Origin of the sequence: Roseibium sp. MMSF_3412 (genome assembly GCF_030733265.1) — a bacterium.
Lineage (GTDB): Bacteria > Pseudomonadota > Alphaproteobacteria > Rhizobiales > Stappiaceae > Roseibium.
The window spans coordinates 63,924-81,810 of record NZ_JASHJI010000009.1 but is presented as its reverse complement, the minus strand read 5'-3'; the positions used below and the strand labels follow the sequence as shown (position 1 = coordinate 81,810).

Below are 17,887 nucleotides of genomic sequence, written 5' to 3'. Positions count from 1 at the left end.
AGCGTCACAAAACCTTGACAAAAAATGTGCCTTAAAATGCCGCGGAACCAAAGCGCTCATTTGAGACCTTTATGATGCTGTTTTGGCATCAATTGAAGGTAGATTGTCCTTCATGGTCAACACTGCATGGTCAAAAAACATTCCAGGTGCAAGAGCCAGCGCCCTCAAGGACGAGGTTATCACACAGAGCCGGTCCGCCTGCAGGGGCGCATCCGTAAGCGGCCTGAAGACCAGAGACCCGGTCGCGAGATCGTCCTCGCAGCCGATCATTGTCTGGAAGCCGATCACGTCCTCCTCGCGCGCGAGAGCCCGCATGAGACGCAGCGAATTTGCTTCCACGTAAGTTCGCGAGGCACCCGGTATCCGGCTTCTGACAAGATCCAGACGCGTGCGCAGGGACAATCCTTCCGCCGGCAGGGCAACCGGATATTTCAGACAGTCATGAAGACCAAGCGCACCCTGATCTGCGAGCGGGTGACCGGGTGACATCAGGGCCCCAATCACAAGTTCATGCTCGAAAGCTACCGTCAGCGCCGAGTTTTCAGGCGGGTCGAATGTGAAACCGACGTCTGCCTCGGCGGCTTCCACTTTGGCCGCGGCCTCCTGCGAGGAAGACACGGAAACGCTGACATGAATGCCCGGATACCGCTTTCTGAAACCGCTGATGAGCGCAGGAAGCAGTTTTTCAGATACACTTTCGACACTGGCTATCGAGACCGAGCCGCGCCGCAGGCCTTTCAAAGCATCAAGCTCGGCGACCGTGCCTTCAAAATCGGAGTAGGTCCGGCGAATATGCGCAAGAAGCAGTTCGCCTGCCTGAGAGAGCCTTATGCGCCGTCCAACCCGATCGAAGAGCTGCATTCCGAGCGCATCTTCGAGCCACAGGATCTGGCGGTTGACCGCTGAAGAGGCAACGTTCAGTTCCCGCGATGCCGCCCGGATCGACCCGGCCTCTGCAGCTGCCATGAAGTATCGCATGGCGGGGCTGTAGAGGTTTCGGGACAGCTCCTGTGCCCGGCCACTGAGCATCGCGCCTGTTCCCTCTTACGGTATGAGAACGGTTGTGCCCGTTGTCTTTCTGCCCTCAAGATCCTGGTGCGCCTGCACTGCGTCAGCCAGCCTGTATTCCTGGTTCACCCCGATTTTCACGATGCCCTTTTGCACAACGTCGAAGAGTTCGGCCGCCGTTTTTTCAAGCGCTGCGCGGGTTGCGATGTAGGTGAACAGGGTCGGCCGGGTCGCGAACAGCGAGCCCTTTTGTGCAAGAAGCGCCAGATTGAAGTCCGTGATCGGTCCGGAAGATTGTCCGAAACTTGCCCACAGCCCGCGCGGTTTCAGGCAATCCAGCGAGCCCGGATAGGTGTCATTGCCGACCGAATCGTAAACGACGTCGCAACCTTTGCCGTCCGTGATTTCCTTCACCCGTTCGACAAAATCTTCCGTCCGGTAGTTGATCATGTGCTGATAGCCATGCGCCTTCGCGAGTTCGATTTTCTCCGGCGATCCCGCGGTTCCGATGACAGTCGCGCCGAGATGGGCTGCCCATTGCCCGGCAATCAGCCCGACACCGCCTGCAGCGGCGTGAAACAAAAGGGTGGTTCCGGGTCCGACCTGGTAGGTCTGGCGCAGCAGGTACTGGGCGGTCATGCCCTTGAGCATCATTCCGGCTGCGGTCTTGTCGTCGATCCCGTCAGGCACGATGACAAGACTGTCTGCGGAGATGATACGCTCCTGCGCGTAGGATCCGATCGGGCCGGCATAGGCAACACGGTCGCCCGGGCTCAGATGGGTCACGCCCTCCCCGACCGACTGAACAATGCCCGCGCCCTCGTTTCCCGGAGAAAAAGGCGTGCCGGCCGGGGCCGGATAGAGGCCGGAGCGGAAATAGGTGTCAATGAAGTTCAGACCGATCGCCGTATGCCGGATGCGCGCCTCACCCGGACCGGGTTCTCCGACTTCGACATGTTCCCAGCGCATGACATCGGGGCCACCGGTTTCGTGAACGCGGACTGCCTGAACCATTTTTACCTCCGGGAGGCTTCGCGCCTCGTGTATGGGTCCTCATGTGAGGCACACTAACGGCTCCGGAACGAGGGGAAAAGGCAAATCTGGTGGTTAATCAACACGATCCAGCAGTTGCTGGACCGCCGAGACTGAAAAGAGATAAATGCTCGAAACCGTGAAGATAACGGCGAGGCTTCCACCCAGCGACATGTCGTTGATGATCGCATAAGCGGCCAGTCCCATCCAGCCGAGCGTCACCGGAAGCGTGACGATCCGCCAGCGGCGAACACGCACGGGATGCACAAACCTGATCGGTGCGAAGGTGAGCGCGCAGCACAGGATCACAATGGCAATCGTGAATGCCTGCGACGGCGAAAGGACCATCAGACCAAAAACGACCATGTTCCAGCCGGCCGGGAACCCCTTGAAGGATCCATCAGGCGTTTTCATGCCGTTGTCTGCGAAATAAAGAGCCCCGGTAAAGACGACCAGACCTCCACAGATCCAGTTCCAGGGCTGGGACAGCATGAGGCTCCAGGACAGAGCGAATGCCGGGAGGAAAACGTAGGTTGCGTAGTCGATGACAAAGTCGAGCGAGGCTCCCGACCATCGGGGAAGACGTTCGGCTATGTTGTATTTGCGTGCAAGCGGCCCGTCGATCCCGTCGACAAGAAAGGCCAGGCCGAGCCATGCGAACATTTCGGCCCACTTGCCCTGAGCACCTGCCAGCAGCGCGACCAGGGCGATGGGTGCGCCGGACGCTGTCAACACGTGAATCAGAAACAATGCGGGTTCGGGCGCTGCTTTGCCCGGGGTTACGTCCGTCACGGGATTTCCTCACACTAGATGCAGCGCGGTGCCATCTGTTTTGAACTGCTAAAGGAAGGCACCGGTCTTTGCCCCCGATCCGCCTCTGCTAACCGCGCCCGGGGACTATTATTGCAATCGTATGACAGTGTGAACCGAAAAAACAGCCCTTGTCGCAAATCTCCGGAAAAGCAATTTCCAGCCTCAGGCGTAAATCAGTCCGACCAGGAGGGTCGCCCAACCGATCAGGCCGGCTCCTATCAGCCTGGGTAACACCCTGCTCGGAAATGTCTTTTCCAGTGCCATTATGCCTCCCAGTAGGGCGATCCAGACGACATTCATCAGGCCGACCGCAAACATGACTGTCATGACGGCCCAGCAGCAGCCCAGGCAGATCAGTCCCTGCTCGAGACCTTCGCGATAACCGTTCACAAGTCCGCGGCCGGTCTGATCGCCGGAGAATGTCCAGCGCGGATACCAGCAACGCTGCAGGCACGCGGTCTTTGCCGGCGTGAACTGGTAAAGACCGGCTGCAAACAGAACGGAGGTCGTCAGGGCAAGACTGGCCGGCGCCATCATGTCACTCAGGCCGCCCGCGATGGAAAGCCCCCATTGGGCAAAAGTGGCGACAACGGCATAACCGAGCCAGATCGAGAGATACCCCAGCACAGCGGCAATGGACGGAGCGGTCATGGCGCCCGCGTGCACCGGACCGCGTCGGAGCCAGGCATGATAGGCCCTGATCATGGGAATGGCTGTCGGGAGCATCATCGCCATCGACATCATGGTCCACATCAGGAATACCTTGACCAGGTCGTATCCGGTCATGTCTGGCCCCGGCATGCCGAATGTGGCCCCTGCCGGCAGGCAAATCACCGCCAGGGCTGCCCGGGCTTCCGCAGACAAGCCTGCGAATATGTTGAAGTGATTGAAAACACCCATGCCCGGCCCGGCCTCGGTCATGTCCATCGCCGGTACCATGTCCGCAATCATGACAAGCAGGTAGCTCCAGCCGGCAAGGCTGAGCGCAACGACGAACAGCAGTACGAGTGGCCAGCCGCGCCGATTGATGCCGGTTTCAGGCTGCTGTGTCAGAGTGTTTTTTTCCGTCGCTGTTGCTGTCATCGGCTCCGTCGGTCGCACTTGTCGATATCCAGAGTGCCAGTGTAAGGCCGCTTTTCGATAGCGGATTTGATCTTGCGCATACAGAGCGCGTTTTTCTGTTGCGAAATTCGGTTCCCGGCAAGCCTGCGTGGTTTCGCCCCGTTGATTATATGGCGGAAAGGCGCATGTTGTTGCAGTGGAACGGGAAACTCAGGCAAGAGATATGTCAAAATCCGATCAGTCGAGTGTACAGGACATTGTTGTTGTCGGCGGCGGTCCATCCGGCCGAATTGCCGCAATCGGACTGGCGCAGCTTGGCTTGTCGGTTTCACTTGTCGCTCCGGTTCCAAATGGGCCGGACGGCCGCACGACCGCGCTCTGGCAACAATCGATTTCCTTCCTGGAGCGCATCGGTGTCTGGGACGAACTTTCACAAAGCACGGCACCTCTTGCAAAGATGCGGATGGTTGACGACACGGGTGGACTGATCAGAGCACCCGAAGTCATTTTCGATTCTTCCGATCTTCAGCTAAACGAATTTGGATTCAATATTTTGAATGACAAACTGAATGCGGTACTTGAAGAAAAATGCGGCGCTGAAGACACACTGACCGTCATCCCCGAACACGCTGTTTCCATCGAAACATCGTCAGAGCATGTTCACATCCGAACGGCGTCGGGAGAGAGCCTTCGTGCCCGTTTGGCGGTCGCGGCCGATGGACGAAAGTCAGTGCTTCGCGAAGCGGCCGGGATCGAGGTGAAGACCTGGACCTATCCTCAGGTCGCGGTCGTTCTCAATGTCGAGCACAGACTTCCGCATAGCAGCATATCGACGGAGTTCCACACGAAAACAGGACCGTTCACGCTCGTCCCGCTCCCGGGCAACATGTCTTCCATTGTCTGCGTCGAGACGGAGGAAGGTGCCGCGAGATTGTGTGCGATGGAAGCGGACGCGCTCGCGATGGAACTTGAGCGCCGGGCGCATTCGATCCTTGGCTCTTTCAAGCTGGCTTCGTGCGTGAAGAGTTTTCCGCTGAGCGGCATGAACGCGCACCGCCTTGTGGGCGAAAGAATTGCCCTGATCGGCGAAGCAGCCCATGTCTTTCCGCCCATCGGCGCACAAGGCCTGAATCTGTCGCTGCGCGACATCATAGACCTGACGGCAGTGATCGAAGGCGCACGGCTCAGGAACATGGATCCGGGCGACAATGCCATCCTTCAGCACTACGAGAAAAAGCGCACACGCGACATCGCTACCAGAACCAATGCCGTCGACATACTCAACAGATCGCTGCTGACGCCGTTCCTGCCCGTCCAGGCCGCCCGTGGCCTCGGACTTTACGTTGTCGACAGGATCGCGCCGCTCAAAAGGTTCCTGATGCGCGAGGGCATGGCTCCGGCATCCGGTTTCCGGCGTCCGGGATGATCAGATCACCGGCATTGGGCGTGTATCAGGAGGTTGTCCGCCGCGTCTTGTCGAGATGATAGCGCAGGGCCATCGACACCATCTGGCTGATCTCGGCTTCGGGAAGCGGCTCATCCGCGCGGAAATGAACGCTTCTGTTGCCGCCGTAGCAAAGATGCGGATAAAGCACGCGCCATTCCGATACCAGGGAAGTCTGGCAATGGACGAAGAGGACCACGTCCGATGCCTCCGACCTGTCCTTGTCGATCCGGATCGTTGTGCCGGTTTTCGGTTTTACCGTCACAAAGCTGGGCTGACCCCATTTCAGGGTTTCCTGCAAGTCCCCGACAGCCGCGTTCTTCCGGGCCGTTTCCAGAATTAGCCGGCGAAGTTGCAAAAGGCGCTGCCGGACTGGTGGTGCGTAGTGACCATAGATTTCGTCTGATTGTGTTTCTTCGTTCATTTTTTGCAACGATCACCTTGAGGCTTGCATGTGTCCCATCGTGGTCCGCTGGCCCTTTTCTTTCAAGAGCAGCGTGTTACCCGATCGGCAAAAATCCGGTCGTGATGGCCCAGATGAATGCGGTCACCGTGATGATCGAGACCGCCGTGCCGACAAGCACGAAACTCGATGCGCGCTGGACATAGGTTCCATATTGCTGCGCGATAACAAACACATTTGTTGCCGGAGGCAGGCAGGACATAAGGACGGCCGTCGCAATCCAGGTCGGATCGAACCCGCCAAGCCAGGTCAGAAGCAGAAAGACAAGGAACGGATGCAGCAGAAGCTTGACCGACAGGATCAGGGGCAGTTCGACCGGAACCCTGCCCATCGGTCTGAGCGCAATGCTGACCCCCATCGCAAACAGGGCGCATGGCGCAGCCGCGTTGCTGAGATAGAGCAAAAGGGTGTTGATCGCCTGTGGCGGACGCAGTTCGAGCGCTGCCGCCGTGACACCGGCGATCGTTGCCAGAATGAAGGGATGCGTGAAGATCTTGATGGCAATCTGCTTGAGCGTTCCAAGAATGGACTCGTTTTCGGTGCCCGCAAGCGCCATAAGCAAGGGAGCCAGGGTGAACATGAGCGCGTTGTCGAAGGTCAGGATCAGCGCCGTCGGGACGGTGGCCTGCTCTCCAAGGACGGCCAGCGTCAATCCGGGACCCATGTATCCGATATTGGAATATGCGCCGGCGATTCCCAGGATGGTCGATTCCCCGATGCTGCCGCGCGTCACGACGACGCCGATGCAAAACGAGACCGCGAACACGATATACGTGGTGAACGTCGTGGCAGCGATGTAGGAGACGTTCGCGAGCTGTTCGAACGGTGTCTCGGACAGGAGCCGGTAGAAAAGCGCGGGCAAGGCCAGATAGATGACGAAAAAATTCATCCAGGCGAGACCGGACTCGGGCAGGCGCTTAATTTTTCCGGCGCCGAAACCCAGAATGATCAAGCCGAAAAACGGCAGTGCCAGACTTATGACTTCCAGCATTCAAAACCTGTATTCTGACGGTGCGGCACGCACGGGTCGTTGATCGAAAGAAGCTTGCATCTCTCATTGAGCTTGGATATGGACGCCTCACTTGCGGAATGCGCCGTATCCCGCATACCAATCAGGTCTGAACGGGTACCGCAAGGTCTCAAATTGGCCAAAATGACCTGAACAGAACCCATATGCGGACTGGGCTATAAAAACCGAAAGTGACCGCCCCGATATGTCGCGGAAAAAAAGACAGAGGAAACACCCGAAACGGTTTGCGATACAGAACCGTATTGAAGGTGTGATCCTGAATGCCGCTGTGTTTTTGTTCCGGCTCATTCCGGTTGACGCGGCATCTTACCTGATGGGCAAGGGCTGGCGGCTGTTCGCCCCGTTCAACGCCCGTCACAAGCGGGCGCTTGAGCATCTTGAGCGCGCATTTCCTTCCATGAGCGAAGGTGAACGAGCCCGGGTCGTCAGCGGCATGTGGGAGAATCTCGGACGGGTTGCCGCCGAGACGTTTCACATCGACCGGCTCTTGCGGCAGGACTACCGGTTTGAAGCCGTCGGGGACGAAACCACCAATGCAATGCTCGACGGAAAACAGGCGTGCATTCTTGTGTCGTTCCACAGCGGCAACTGGGAACTGTGCGTGCAGCCTGTCGTCAGGCGCGGCGTTGACATCACCGGGGTGTACCAGGCCCTGCGGAACCCGAAGGCGGACGAGGTTGTTCGAAACCTGCGCAAGGACCTTTATCGCGGCGGGCTTTTGTCCAAGGGACCGGAGACAGCGCGCAAGATCCTGGCGACGCTGAAAAGCGGAGGCATCATTGCGATGATGGGAGACCTGAGGGAAGCGCGCGGCGTTCAGGTGCCGTTTTTCGGGCAGATGGCCTATGCGAACACGGTGCCTGCCTCCCTGGCAAGATCGTGCAATGTGCCGATCGTGCTCGGCCGTGTTGTTCGTGAAAAAGGCGTTCGATTTCGTGTGGAGGGCCAGGCGATCACGGTCCCGCACACGGATGACCGGCAGGCAGACATCCAGGTTGCCACAGCGCAAATGCACGCGATCTTCGAGGGATGGATCACGGAGCATCCGGAACAGTGGATGTGGATCCACAAGAAATGGGCGCCACCGGGCAAAAGTCTTCTGCGGAGGCAGCAGAACCGCGCCGCTGCCGTGAATTCGTTCAATAGCTGAGCAGGTGCGCGCTTCTTCACCTATCGGGTAATGGTTGCAGCGCAGCATAGGCGCTATAGCTTATGAGACGGACAGCAGGAGGAAGCCAGTTTCATGAAAGCACCCAGTGCATTTTACAAGCCACTCGCTATTGGCGCCCCTGCCCCGTTTCGTGAGATACCGGTCCGGCTGGAACGGATGATCCACTTCGTGCCGCCGCATATCGAGAAGATGCGGGCCAAGGTTCCCGATCTCATCAACAAGGTCGATGTGGTTCTCGGCAATCTGGAAGATGCCATTCCGGCAGATGCAAAGTCGGATGCCCGTTCCGGCTTCATCCAGATGGCGCGCGACAATGACTTCGGCTCAACGGGCCTGTGGACGCGAGTCAACTGCCTGAACAGCCCCTGGTTCCTGGATGACGTTCAGGAGATTGTCCAGTCCGTCGGCGACAAGCTTGACGTCATCATGCTGCCCAAGGTCGAAGGCGTCTGGGACATACACTATCTCGACCAGTTGCTTGCCCAGCTGGAAGCGAAGGCCGGGCTTTCCAAACCGATCCTGATCCACGCCATCCTGGAGACGGCGGAAGGGGTCAAGAATGTCGAGCAGATTGCGTCCGCGAGCCCGCGCATGCATGGCATGAGCCTCGGGCCGGCCGATCTGGCCGCTTCAAGAGGCATGAAGACGACGCGCGTCGGTGGCGGCCACCCGGACTACGCCGTCCTTTCCGACGGCGACAGCGCGGAAACACGGTCTGCGTACCAGCAGGATCTGTGGCACTATACGGTTGCCAAGATGGTCGATGCCTGTCTCTCGAACGGGTTGAAGCCCTTTTACGGGCCTTTTGGCGATTTTTCTGACCCGCAGGCCTGCGAAAGCCAGTTTCGTAACGCGTTTTTGATGGGATGCCTGGGTGCCTGGTCGCTTCATCCGACCCAGATAGAGATTGCCAAACGGGTGTTTTCTCCCGATCCGCAAGAAGTCGCCTTCGCGCGGAAAATACTTGAGGCCATGCCGGACGGTACCGGCGCGGTCATGATTGATGGTAAGATGCAGGATGACGCGACGTGGAAACAGGCCAAGGTCATTGTCGATCTTGCCAGGCTCGTCGCCAGCAAAGACTCCGGCCTTGCGGAGGTATATGGTTTTTAGGAAATCGCAAGGCCTGTTGTATAGACTTTAATATTACAATGCTTGCAAGCCGGCGGTCGACACGCTATCCCGGCAAGGCATGCAGCAGGCGGACGAGTACCCATGCGAACGGCAAAATTTAGAATAGGTCAGGTCGTCCGGCACCGGATTTACCCTTTCAGGGGTGTGATTTTCGATGTCGATCCGACATTCAGCAACACGGAAGAATGGTGGAACGCCATTCCCGAGGACGTGCGGCCGGTTCGAGACCAACCCTTTTATCACCTGCTTGCGGAAAACGAGGAGACGGAATACGTCGCCTATGTCAGCGAACAGAACCTGGAGCCCGACATGACCGGGGAACCGGTGCGCCATCCGCAGGTTGAGGAAATCTTTGAAGAACAGACAGACGGATCGTATCTGCCGCGCAGCGTCGAGATCCACTGACGCGCGAATGATCCCGAATACAAAAAAGGCCGGAACGATTGTTCCGGCCTTTTCTTTGTTTGCTGTGCAAGCCTGGTTACTGAGAGGCCTTCTGGGCGTCGATCAGTTTCTGGCGCGCGTCATCGGCCTTCTTCTGCAGTTCACTCTGCAGCTCTTCCTGGCGCTTCTGCAGCTCGGCAAGATCCATCGGCTCGCCGTCATACACCTTTGTGAAGCCGATCAGGGTCATCTTGAAGACGATTTCCTTGGCCTGCTGGTTGTACGGCGATACGCGCATCTCACCGCCCTGCTTCATCGCATTGATGAAGGTGTCGTCGATTGCCAGCTCGGCATAACAGGCGTTCGGAGCACAAATGCTGTACTTGGCCTGAACCGGCTTGCTGTCGTCGATCTGGATGCGCAGGCCGGGCTGGATGAGAACTCCGGTCGGAACGGCGACCAGAAGTTTCTTGCGTGCCTCGCCTTCTGTTTCCTGGATCGCGATGTTGCTCAGGAACTGACCCGTGTTCGTGCGCAACTCAATCGAAATGAAGCAGATTTCCTTCTGCGTCTGCGGATTGGTGTTGCATGCCTTCGTCCAAGGGCTCTTGTCTTCCTGGGCGATTGCAGGAGCAGCTGCAAAAGAAGACACGGCCACGAATGCAGCCGTGGCGCATCCGAACAATCCTCTTTTTAAAACACTCGTCATTGAAACGTCCTCAATCGTGCTTATGCGAATTCTTTGCGTTGTTCTGAGGCATTCCGGAAGCATCCGCAAGGCCCGTTCGAACAATTGATCCGTGAATTGCATGGTAAGGCACCCAATTAGGGCAAGAGGGTGGCCGATTTGCAACGCAAAGCTCCAGTTCGATTCAAATCTGTATATCTGTGTCTTTGTGGCTGGTGCCAGGCGCGTTCAATGGAAGCTTATGCTAGGCTCGAAAATGAGAATCAAAGGGATCTCCGGTGATGGTTATGCGTATTCTTGACCTCGTCAGGACGGTAAATTGTCTTTTGAGCAAGTCAAAGGGCCGTTTCGTCCTGACCTTTGCGGTGGCGTTCATGCTTGCCAACCAGGTCGCGGCTTCTGATGAAACCGTGCCCTGGACACATGCGATTTCGATGCACGGGACCCCTGCCCTGGCACCCGGCGAACCCTTTCCCTATGCCAATCCGGATGCGCCGAAGGGCGGGACGATCAGTCTCGGTGTACAAGGCACGTTCGACAGCATGAATTCGTTTATCGTGCAGGGCGGATGGACATCTGCGCGCGGCATGAGGGAGCGCCAGTTCGGCAACAACATCCTGGAAAGCCTCATGGTGCGGTCCTACGCCGAACCGTTTTCTCTCTACGGGTTGATCGCGCAACGTGTCCGCATGCCCGAAAGCCGGGAATGGATTGAATTCGAGCTCAATCCGGATGCGAAATTCTCTGACGGATCGCCAGTGACGGTCGAGGATATTGCGTTTTCGCTGGATATTATCCGGGACAAGGGACGTCCCCCGTACCGCAACTGGTATGGCGCCATTGTCGAGAAGGAAATAACGCCTCCGAACCGGATCAAGCTGGTTTTTGAAAACGGTGACAACAGGGAACTTCCGCTGCTGATCGCGCTTGCGCCGATCTTTTCCAAGAAAAACACGGATGCGGAGAATTTCGACAAGTCGTCGCTGACGCCGCCCGTCGGGTCGGGGCCCTATACGTTCAAGACGATCCAGCCTGGAAGGCTCGTCGTTTATGAAAAGAACCCGGACTACTGGGCCAGGGACCTTCCGGTCAAAGCCGGTTTTGACAACTTCGACGAGATCCGGATCGAATATTTCAGGGACGAGACCACGTTGCAGGAGGCCTTCAAGAAAGGCCTCGTGAACGCGCTGCAGTTCCGCGACCCGGCCCGTTGGGCCAAAGGCTTCGATTTCCCCGCCGCACGCGATGGCGACGTTGTCCAGATGTCCATTCCAAGGGGTGTTCCGGCACCGATGCAGGGCATTGCCTTCAATACGCGCCGTGAGCAGTTCCAGGACATTCGCGTTCGCAAGGCCCTGCGGATGCTGTTCGATTTCAACTGGGTGAACCGGAACCTTTACTACGACCTTTTCTCCCGCACGGCCGGCTACTGGGACAATTCCGAACTGTCCGCCATCGGACGTCCTGCAAGCGATCGTGAACGTGAACTGCTGGCTCCCTTCCCGGATGCCGTTGCCCCCGAGGTCATGGAGGGTTCCTGGAGACCGGCGGATGCGGATGGCTCAGGCCGGGACCGGAAGGTTCTGCGCGCCGCCTTGTCGGAGCTGAACAATGCCGGGTATGCGCTCAAGGACAGGAAGCTGGTCAGCGAGGCCACCGGGCAGCAACTGGCGTTTGAGATCCTGGCCAAGAACGAGGACGAGGAAAAACTCGCGCTTGCCTATATCAGAACCGTCGAACTGCTGGGCATTACCGTAAACGTGCGCAGTGTCGATCCTTCACAATTCGAGGAGCGCCGCACCAAACGGGATTTCGACATGGTGTTCAACACCTGGTACGCCTCGCTTTCGCCGGGCGCGGAACAATACGGGCGCTGGAGTTCCCAATCTGCGGACGCCGAAGGTTCGTTCAACTTCGTGGGCGCCAAGGAACCGGCCATCGACGCATTGATCGATGAAATCGTGGGCGCCCGGAGCCGCGAAGAATTTGTCGACGCCGTGCGTGCCTTCGACAGGGTTCTGATCTCCGGTGCCTATGCGGTCCCGCTCTATCATGTCTCCGATGACTGGGTCGCGCACTGGACGAAGGTTTCTCCGCCTCAGAACAACTCTCTCTATGGTCATGAATTTGACACGTGGTGGACATCGGCAACGCAATAATCGGACCAACGGACGAAGGAAAACATGAAAGTCACGCAAGAACACCTCGCCAAGGAGTACCATGAAAGCGGAGCCTGGTCCGATGTGCCGCTTGATGAACTCTTTCGCAGAACGGCAGCAGAGCATCCCGAGCGTCTTGCGCTGGTGGACGCGCCTGACAGGGCCGCCTGGACCGGAGGCGAACCGCGCAGCCTGACCTACGCTGAAGCCGATCGGGAAATCGACCGTCTTGCCGCGTTCTACACAACCGTCGGTCTGTCAGCCGACCATGTCATTGGTATCCAGGCACCCAACACCGTGGATACCGTCATCGCTTTTCTCGCGGCGTTGCGCGCGGATCTGATCGTTTCGCCGCTGCCGCTTCACTGGCGGCAGAAAAACGTTCTCGAAGCGCTGAATTCCATCGGTGCCAAAGGCTTCATTGCCGCGGACCGCATCGAGACGCGGGATGTCGGAACCGCTGCGCGCGACGTTGCGGGCGACCTTTTTTCGCTGCGCTTTGTGTTCGGGCTCGGCAAGGACGTGCCGGACGGCCTGATTGAACTTGCGCCGATGCTGGCGGAGATGGGGGACGGGCTCGACTTCGCGCCGCAGGAACGTCCGGATCCTGCCGATCATACCGCAACGATATGCTGGAGCCGGAGCGGTGAGGAAAACGTACCGGTAAGCCGGTGCCACAATCATTGGATATCCGCCGCGCAGATGGTGATCAGCGAGGCGGACCTTCAGGAGGGCAGCACGATCCTCGTTCCCTATTCGCTCAGCGGCCTGACGGGGCTGGGCGGAGGACTGGTGCCCTTTCTGGCGACGGGCAGCACGCTGCATCTGCATCACCCCACATCACTTGCCAACCTGGCCACACATGCCAACGATGTCGGCGCCGATATCGTCATGACACCGGGTCCTCTGGCACAGACCCTCGACCGCAAGCTCGCCAATGCGGAAACCACAATCCTGGCCGCCTGGAACATTTCCTCGCCGCATCCGAACACGTTCGTTGCCAAGCGCCCGCTCGTCGACGTTCACATTGCCGATGAGTTTGCGCTGGTTGCCAAAGCCAGGGGGCCGTCGGCAAAGGTCAAGGCGACCGCCTTGGGAAAGCATGACGGGTCGAACGGGTGTGAAAGCGGGCCAGCCCTTCTAGAAGTCGCAGTAACGGAGGAGATCGAGGCACGCCTGCCGACACTTCTCGTCAAGGGGCCAATGGTCCCGGAAATCGGCTGGCGCACGATCAACGGAGATCAGAGACGTGTCCGCTGGGAGGGTACGGGCTTCCTGAATACCAACATCAAGGTAGAACTTGTGGAAGACGGAATCTCCGGTTTCGGGATACCCGGCGCCTACGCTCTTGGAACCGGCAACCTGGAGACGATCGACGTTGTCTACTCAAATTATCCGGGAACACGAGAGGCGGCTGCGTTCATAGTCGAGGACCCTGTGCTCGGATCGAGACTCTACGCGGCTATTGTGCCTGATACCGCCACGGTGCCGGATGCAGCGTCGTTTTTTGCCTATCTCGACGCCGAAGGCGTCGATCTTGCCAAGATCCCGCATCGTGTCCTGATCCTGCAATCGTTGCCGCGCAACCCGGATGGAACAATCTTCCGGGAAAAACTCACGATGCGAACACAGAGGTTGCCTGCGGCGGTGGCATAAGTGAAGGCTTAAGCAGTCCGCAACCTTTCCAACATCTGCTGGTTGATCGAATCTGTGTAGTAAGGGCATCATGTTGCACACGAACAAGCACGAGACGCTCTTGAATCCTTTTGAGTGATACGGGGTCAATTGATGGAAGCAACAAGGTTCCCATCCAGGGAGCAGAGCACGTCTGGCCGGCCAACCCGAGAACCGGGGCAAGTTGCTCCGTCTCATTCAAAGAGGCTCTAGGTGGGGACTGGGCATGGATTATGAAACGTCGCTTTCGTGGCGTGGACCTTACTGGTATGCGGGCCGGCGGCCAAAGCGCAACAGCAATGGCGACGCGCCCGAAGATCTTGATGTTTCGCTCCTGAGGATGTTCGAGCGCAGTGCTGTTCCGCCGACAGCGCTCCCCGCGGCCGTCGTGATCGATATGGAAGCGCTTGGAGACCATGATCCCCATGACTTCCTGAAATGGCTGTTGCCTCACGTAAAGGCCTTGCCGTGTGATGTGCCGATCTATGTGCTGACCGACGGGGGCAGCAGTCTTCCGCAGGACATTCAGGCCACGGCGATCATTGATCGTGTGGTTCCAGACGATGTGCTGCTCATGCTCATCTGCATTCATCAACGCGCCTTGATGCGGTCCGAGGAAGCTCAGCTACGACGAAAGATTTTCGGACGCATACCGGGTTTCGGATCGGCCCCGCATCATACCGGTGGCAGCAGCCTGATGGTTGTCGGTCTGAGCGGCCGCTTTCTTGAATGGCAGGATGCCAGTGACGAGAAGGTCGAGGTTGTCGGTGCTTTCGACGGAAAGATGGCCGTTGAATACATGTCCATGCGTGCGTTCGATGCCGTTGTCATCGACGCCGCATTCGAAGACGCGATCGACTACATCAGGCAAATCAGGAGAGATGCCAGGTTTGCAGGTCTGCCGGTTCTCGCGGTCTGCGAAGACGAAGAGGATTCAGCGCTTTTGTTTCGCAATGGCGCCTCGGATGTCATCATCGGGCAAAACTGCAAGGAAACACTGACGCAACGCATGATCACAGCCCTTCGTTTCGGCAAAAGACGGCGGCTGGCCGACAGAATTCTGGCCGAAAGCCAGATGTGGCTGCGGCAGCAGATCATGGATGGCGGCCTCGGACGGGAATACTATGCCAACTACCTGAAGACCTGCAGCGATGCGCTCGCGGCTCGCGGGTTGGATCTCTGGGAAATGCGCCTGGAACCGGCAAGTTTCGGGATCGAGATCACGCCTGAAACGGATATCGACGAAATCTACACGACCCTGCTTTCAATTGCCGACGCAACCAGCCGTGACGAAGATCTGGTTTGCCTGGTCAAAGATCTCGGACCGGTCGCCGTTCTGAAAAATCAGGCCGGCACCGTCCGGTTGCAAAAACGAATTAGCTCTATCTTGAATCATACGGTCCGTTAGAGCGCGTTTGAATAATCGGGATCACATGAAACGCTGGTCTGGGGTGGCGGCCAGAGGCGCTCCACGCAGCAATCATCTTGACAATTTTCGGAGCGCACGGCCGTCCGGGGAGCCTGAAACCTGGGCCAAAGCAGCCGACCGGGTCCGGCTACAGCACGGCAGGCTATCCCGGCACCTCTGCCGATGTGCTGCGTTCCTCGTCTTTGATATGAACCGTGATGGCTCGCTCAGATGCCGCTGTTTCATTCAAAATGGCTTTTTATTGAAAAAACCGGCTTGGCATTCGAACCCAAATCACTAGTGTCGGACAAAAGAACAAATCGGGTCTGATATGAACGAAACCGCTCCGCTTTCCGTCGATGTCGTCTCGGACGTCATGTGTCCATGGTGCTTTATTGGCAAGAGGCGGCTTGAAGCGGCTTTGAAGTCTGTGCCCCAGTTGAACGTCGAGGTGCGCTGGCACCCGTTCCAGCTGGATGCGACCTTGCCGAAAACCGGCAAGGACCGGCAGCAGTACCTCAATGACAAGTTCGGAGGCCCGGCGAATGCCGCGTCTGTCTATGACCGGATCAGGGAAGCAGGGCAACTGGAAGGAATTCCGTTTGCATTCGAGGACATAAAACTATCGCCCAATACGCTTGATTGCCACCGCCTCGTCTTGTGGTCGAGGGCCGACAATGTCCAGAGCGATGTCGTGGAAAGGCTTTTCAAGGCCTATTTCCTGGATGGTGAAGACCTGACCAAGGCCGAGACACTGGTGAGGATTTCGGAAGAAGCCGGGATGGAATCCGACCTGGTTGAACAGCTTCTTGAAACGGAGACCGATCTGGACAAGACAGAGGCGCAAATCGCAAAGGCGCAGGAATCGGGAATTACGGGCGTGCCCTGCTTCATCATCGACGGACGGTTCGTGCTGGCCGGTGCGGAAAGAGCGGAAACGATCGCGGCCGCCCTGTTGCACGCCGAGGAAACACGTTCCGACCCGGAAGCCGTCTGATCCGGTAAAGTCCGGATAAAGGAATGGAAAAACCCCGCCGTTTTCAACAGCGGGGTTTTGTGTTGCCGGAACAAGGTCGTTGCGGGATCAGCCCTTGAGGATTGAGCGGCCCGCGTAGATGGCCTGAGGGCCGAGTTCCTCTTCAATACGGATAAGCTGGTTGTATTTCGCAAGCCTGTCCGAACGGGCCAGTGAACCTGTCTTGATCTGACCGCAATTCGTGGCAACTGCCAGATCTGCAATTGTCGAATCTTCCGTTTCGCCGGAACGGTGTGACATGACGGCCGTGTATGCAGCCTTGTGCGCGGTTTCAACCGCATCCAGCGTTTCGGACAGCGTACCGATCTGGTTCACCTTGATCAGGATCGAGTTTGCAACGCCCAGGTCGATGCCCTTGCGAAGACGCTCCGAATTGGTCACGAACAGATCGTCACCGACAAGCTGACACTTGTTGCCGATCAGGTCCGTGGTCGCCTTCCAGCCGTCCCAGTCGTCTTCCGCAAGTCCATCCTCGATGGAAATGATCGGATAACGGGATGCGAGGTCGCCGAGATACTGAGCCATCTCTTCAGGAGCGAGTGTCTTGCCTTCGCCTTCAAGAACGTATTTGCCGTCCTTGAAGAACTCGGTCGATGCGGCATCAAGCGCCAGGTAGACGTCGTCACCGGGCTTGTAGCCGGCGGTCTCGATGGCCTTCATGACGAAACCGATTGCAGCATCGGTCGATTCAAGGTTCGGAGCGAAACCGCCCTCGTCGCCGACATTGGTGTTGTGTCCGGCCGCATTCAACGCCTTCTTGAGCGTATGAAAGATCTCCGAGCCCATGCGAACTGCTTCGCCGAGCGTTTCCGCGCCGACGGGCATGATCATGAATTCCTGGAAATCGATCGGGTTGTCGGCATGGGCGCCACCATTGATGATGTTCATCATCGGAACCGGGAGGGTTCTGGCCGAGGTGCCGCCGACATAGCGGTAAAGCGGCAGACCGGATGCCTGTGCCGCAGCCCTTGCGACAGCGAGCGACACGCCGAGGATCGCATTTGCGCCCAGCCGTGCCTTGTTGCTCGTGCCGTCAAGATCGATCATGGCCTGGTCGATCTGGAGCTGATCCTCGGCGTCGAGGCCGCCAACCGTTTCAAAAATCTCGCCGTTTACCGCTTCAACGGCTTTCAGAACGCCCTTGCCCATGTAGCGATCGCCGCCATCGCGAAGTTCGACGGCTTCATGTGCGCCTGTTGAAGCGCCTGACGGCACCGCGGCGCGGCCAAAAGATCCGTCTTCCAGAAAGACATCGACCTCAACTGTTGGATTGCCTCGGCTGTCGAAAATCTGACGTCCGACAATATCGATAATGGCGGTCATGGACTAACTCCTTGTCGCATGGACATTTGCTGGCATGTGCCGATGAAGTACCGGCGCG

Annotated in this window: 16 protein-coding genes; 8 read left to right on the top strand and 8 right to left on the bottom strand. The window is 57.9% G+C overall.

The annotated features are described in order from the left end of the window. Nucleotides 1-69: 69 nt before the first annotated feature. The 4 genes from RBB49_RS16725 to RBB49_RS16710 all read right to left on the bottom strand — a co-directional run bounded on the left by RBB49_RS16725 (nucleotide 70) and on the right by RBB49_RS16710 (nucleotide 3,936). Nucleotides 70-1,029, bottom strand: coding sequence for a LysR family transcriptional regulator (locus RBB49_RS16725; protein WP_306143989.1), 960 nt, complete (start codon nucleotides 1,027-1,029; stop codon nucleotides 70-72). Between the two features lie 15 nt (nucleotides 1,030-1,044). Then, on the bottom strand, nucleotides 1,045-2,022 hold the full coding sequence (locus tag RBB49_RS16720) for a quinone oxidoreductase (protein ID WP_306143988.1): 978 nt from the start codon (nucleotides 2,020-2,022) through the stop codon (nucleotides 1,045-1,047). A 93-nt stretch (nucleotides 2,023-2,115) separates the two neighbouring features. Beyond that, nucleotides 2,116-2,832, bottom strand: a complete 717-nt coding sequence (locus RBB49_RS16715; RefSeq protein WP_306143987.1) for a phosphatidylcholine/phosphatidylserine synthase — start codon at nucleotides 2,830-2,832, stop codon at nucleotides 2,116-2,118. Between the two features lie 183 nt (nucleotides 2,833-3,015). Next, on the bottom strand, nucleotides 3,016-3,936 hold the full coding sequence (locus RBB49_RS16710) for a DUF2182 domain-containing protein (protein WP_306143986.1): 921 nt from the start codon (nucleotides 3,934-3,936) through the stop codon (nucleotides 3,016-3,018). A gap of 202 nt (nucleotides 3,937-4,138) precedes the next feature. Here RBB49_RS16710 and RBB49_RS16705 point away from each other — a divergent pair, with 202 nt between their 5' ends. Then, complete coding sequence (locus RBB49_RS16705) at nucleotides 4,139-5,341, top strand: UbiH/UbiF family hydroxylase (protein ID WP_306143985.1); 1,203 nt, start codon at nucleotides 4,139-4,141, stop codon at nucleotides 5,339-5,341. A gap of 25 nt (nucleotides 5,342-5,366) precedes the next feature. Here the strand turns inward: RBB49_RS16705 and RBB49_RS16700 are convergent, their stop codons facing one another. Both RBB49_RS16700 and RBB49_RS16695 read right to left on the bottom strand, forming a co-directional pair. Continuing rightward, complete coding sequence (locus tag RBB49_RS16700) at nucleotides 5,367-5,783, bottom strand: DUF1801 domain-containing protein (protein ID WP_306143984.1); 417 nt, start codon at nucleotides 5,781-5,783, stop codon at nucleotides 5,367-5,369. A 76-nt stretch (nucleotides 5,784-5,859) separates the two neighbouring features. Next, nucleotides 5,860-6,813, bottom strand: a complete 954-nt coding sequence (locus RBB49_RS16695) for an AEC family transporter (protein ID WP_306143983.1) — start codon at nucleotides 6,811-6,813, stop codon at nucleotides 5,860-5,862. Nucleotides 6,814-7,036: 223 nt separating this feature from the next. Here RBB49_RS16695 and RBB49_RS16690 point away from each other — a divergent pair, with 223 nt between their 5' ends. The 3 genes from RBB49_RS16690 (at nucleotide 7,037) to hspQ (ending at nucleotide 9,562) form a co-directional block, all read left to right on the top strand. Then, nucleotides 7,037-8,002 carry a lysophospholipid acyltransferase family protein gene (locus RBB49_RS16690; protein ID WP_306143982.1) on the top strand — a complete coding sequence of 322 codons (966 nt, stop codon included), beginning with the start codon at nucleotides 7,037-7,039 and terminating at the stop codon, nucleotides 8,000-8,002. A gap of 93 nt (nucleotides 8,003-8,095) precedes the next feature. After that, nucleotides 8,096-9,136, top strand: a complete 1,041-nt coding sequence (locus tag RBB49_RS16685) for a CoA ester lyase (protein ID WP_306143981.1) — start codon at nucleotides 8,096-8,098, stop codon at nucleotides 9,134-9,136. Between the two features lie 102 nt (nucleotides 9,137-9,238). Continuing rightward, a complete protein-coding gene (hspQ, locus tag RBB49_RS16680; protein ID WP_029065428.1) occupies nucleotides 9,239-9,562 on the top strand; it encodes a heat shock protein HspQ in 324 nt (107 codons plus the stop codon). Nucleotides 9,563-9,638: 76 nt separating this feature from the next. Here hspQ and RBB49_RS16675 read toward each other — a convergent pair whose 3' ends face one another. Continuing rightward, nucleotides 9,639-10,250, bottom strand: a complete 612-nt coding sequence (locus tag RBB49_RS16675) for an invasion associated locus B family protein (protein WP_306143980.1) — start codon at nucleotides 10,248-10,250, stop codon at nucleotides 9,639-9,641. 266 nt (nucleotides 10,251-10,516) lie between these two features. Here RBB49_RS16675 and RBB49_RS16670 point away from each other — a divergent pair, with 266 nt between their 5' ends. The 4 genes from RBB49_RS16670 to RBB49_RS16655 all read left to right on the top strand — a co-directional run bounded on the left by RBB49_RS16670 (nucleotide 10,517) and on the right by RBB49_RS16655 (nucleotide 16,467). Beyond that, nucleotides 10,517-12,388: an extracellular solute-binding protein gene (locus RBB49_RS16670; RefSeq protein WP_306143979.1), complete on the top strand. Its 1,872-nt coding sequence runs from the start codon at nucleotides 10,517-10,519 to the stop codon at nucleotides 12,386-12,388. A 24-nt stretch (nucleotides 12,389-12,412) separates the two neighbouring features. Further along, a complete protein-coding gene (locus tag RBB49_RS16665) occupies nucleotides 12,413-14,044 on the top strand; it encodes a class I adenylate-forming enzyme family protein (protein ID WP_306143978.1) in 1,632 nt (543 codons plus the stop codon). 244 nt (nucleotides 14,045-14,288) lie between these two features. Then, on the top strand, nucleotides 14,289-15,470 hold the full coding sequence (locus tag RBB49_RS16660; RefSeq protein WP_306143977.1) for a hypothetical protein: 1,182 nt from the start codon (nucleotides 14,289-14,291) through the stop codon (nucleotides 15,468-15,470). Nucleotides 15,471-15,801: 331 nt separating this feature from the next. Further along, a complete protein-coding gene (locus RBB49_RS16655; RefSeq protein ID WP_306143976.1) occupies nucleotides 15,802-16,467 on the top strand; it encodes a DsbA family oxidoreductase in 666 nt (221 codons plus the stop codon). Nucleotides 16,468-16,554: 87 nt separating this feature from the next. On the opposite strand, the gene eno is transcribed toward RBB49_RS16655, so the two are convergent. Beyond that, nucleotides 16,555-17,829, bottom strand: a complete 1,275-nt coding sequence (eno, locus tag RBB49_RS16650) for a phosphopyruvate hydratase (protein ID WP_306143975.1) — start codon at nucleotides 17,827-17,829, stop codon at nucleotides 16,555-16,557. Nucleotides 17,830-17,887 lie beyond the last annotated feature (58 nt).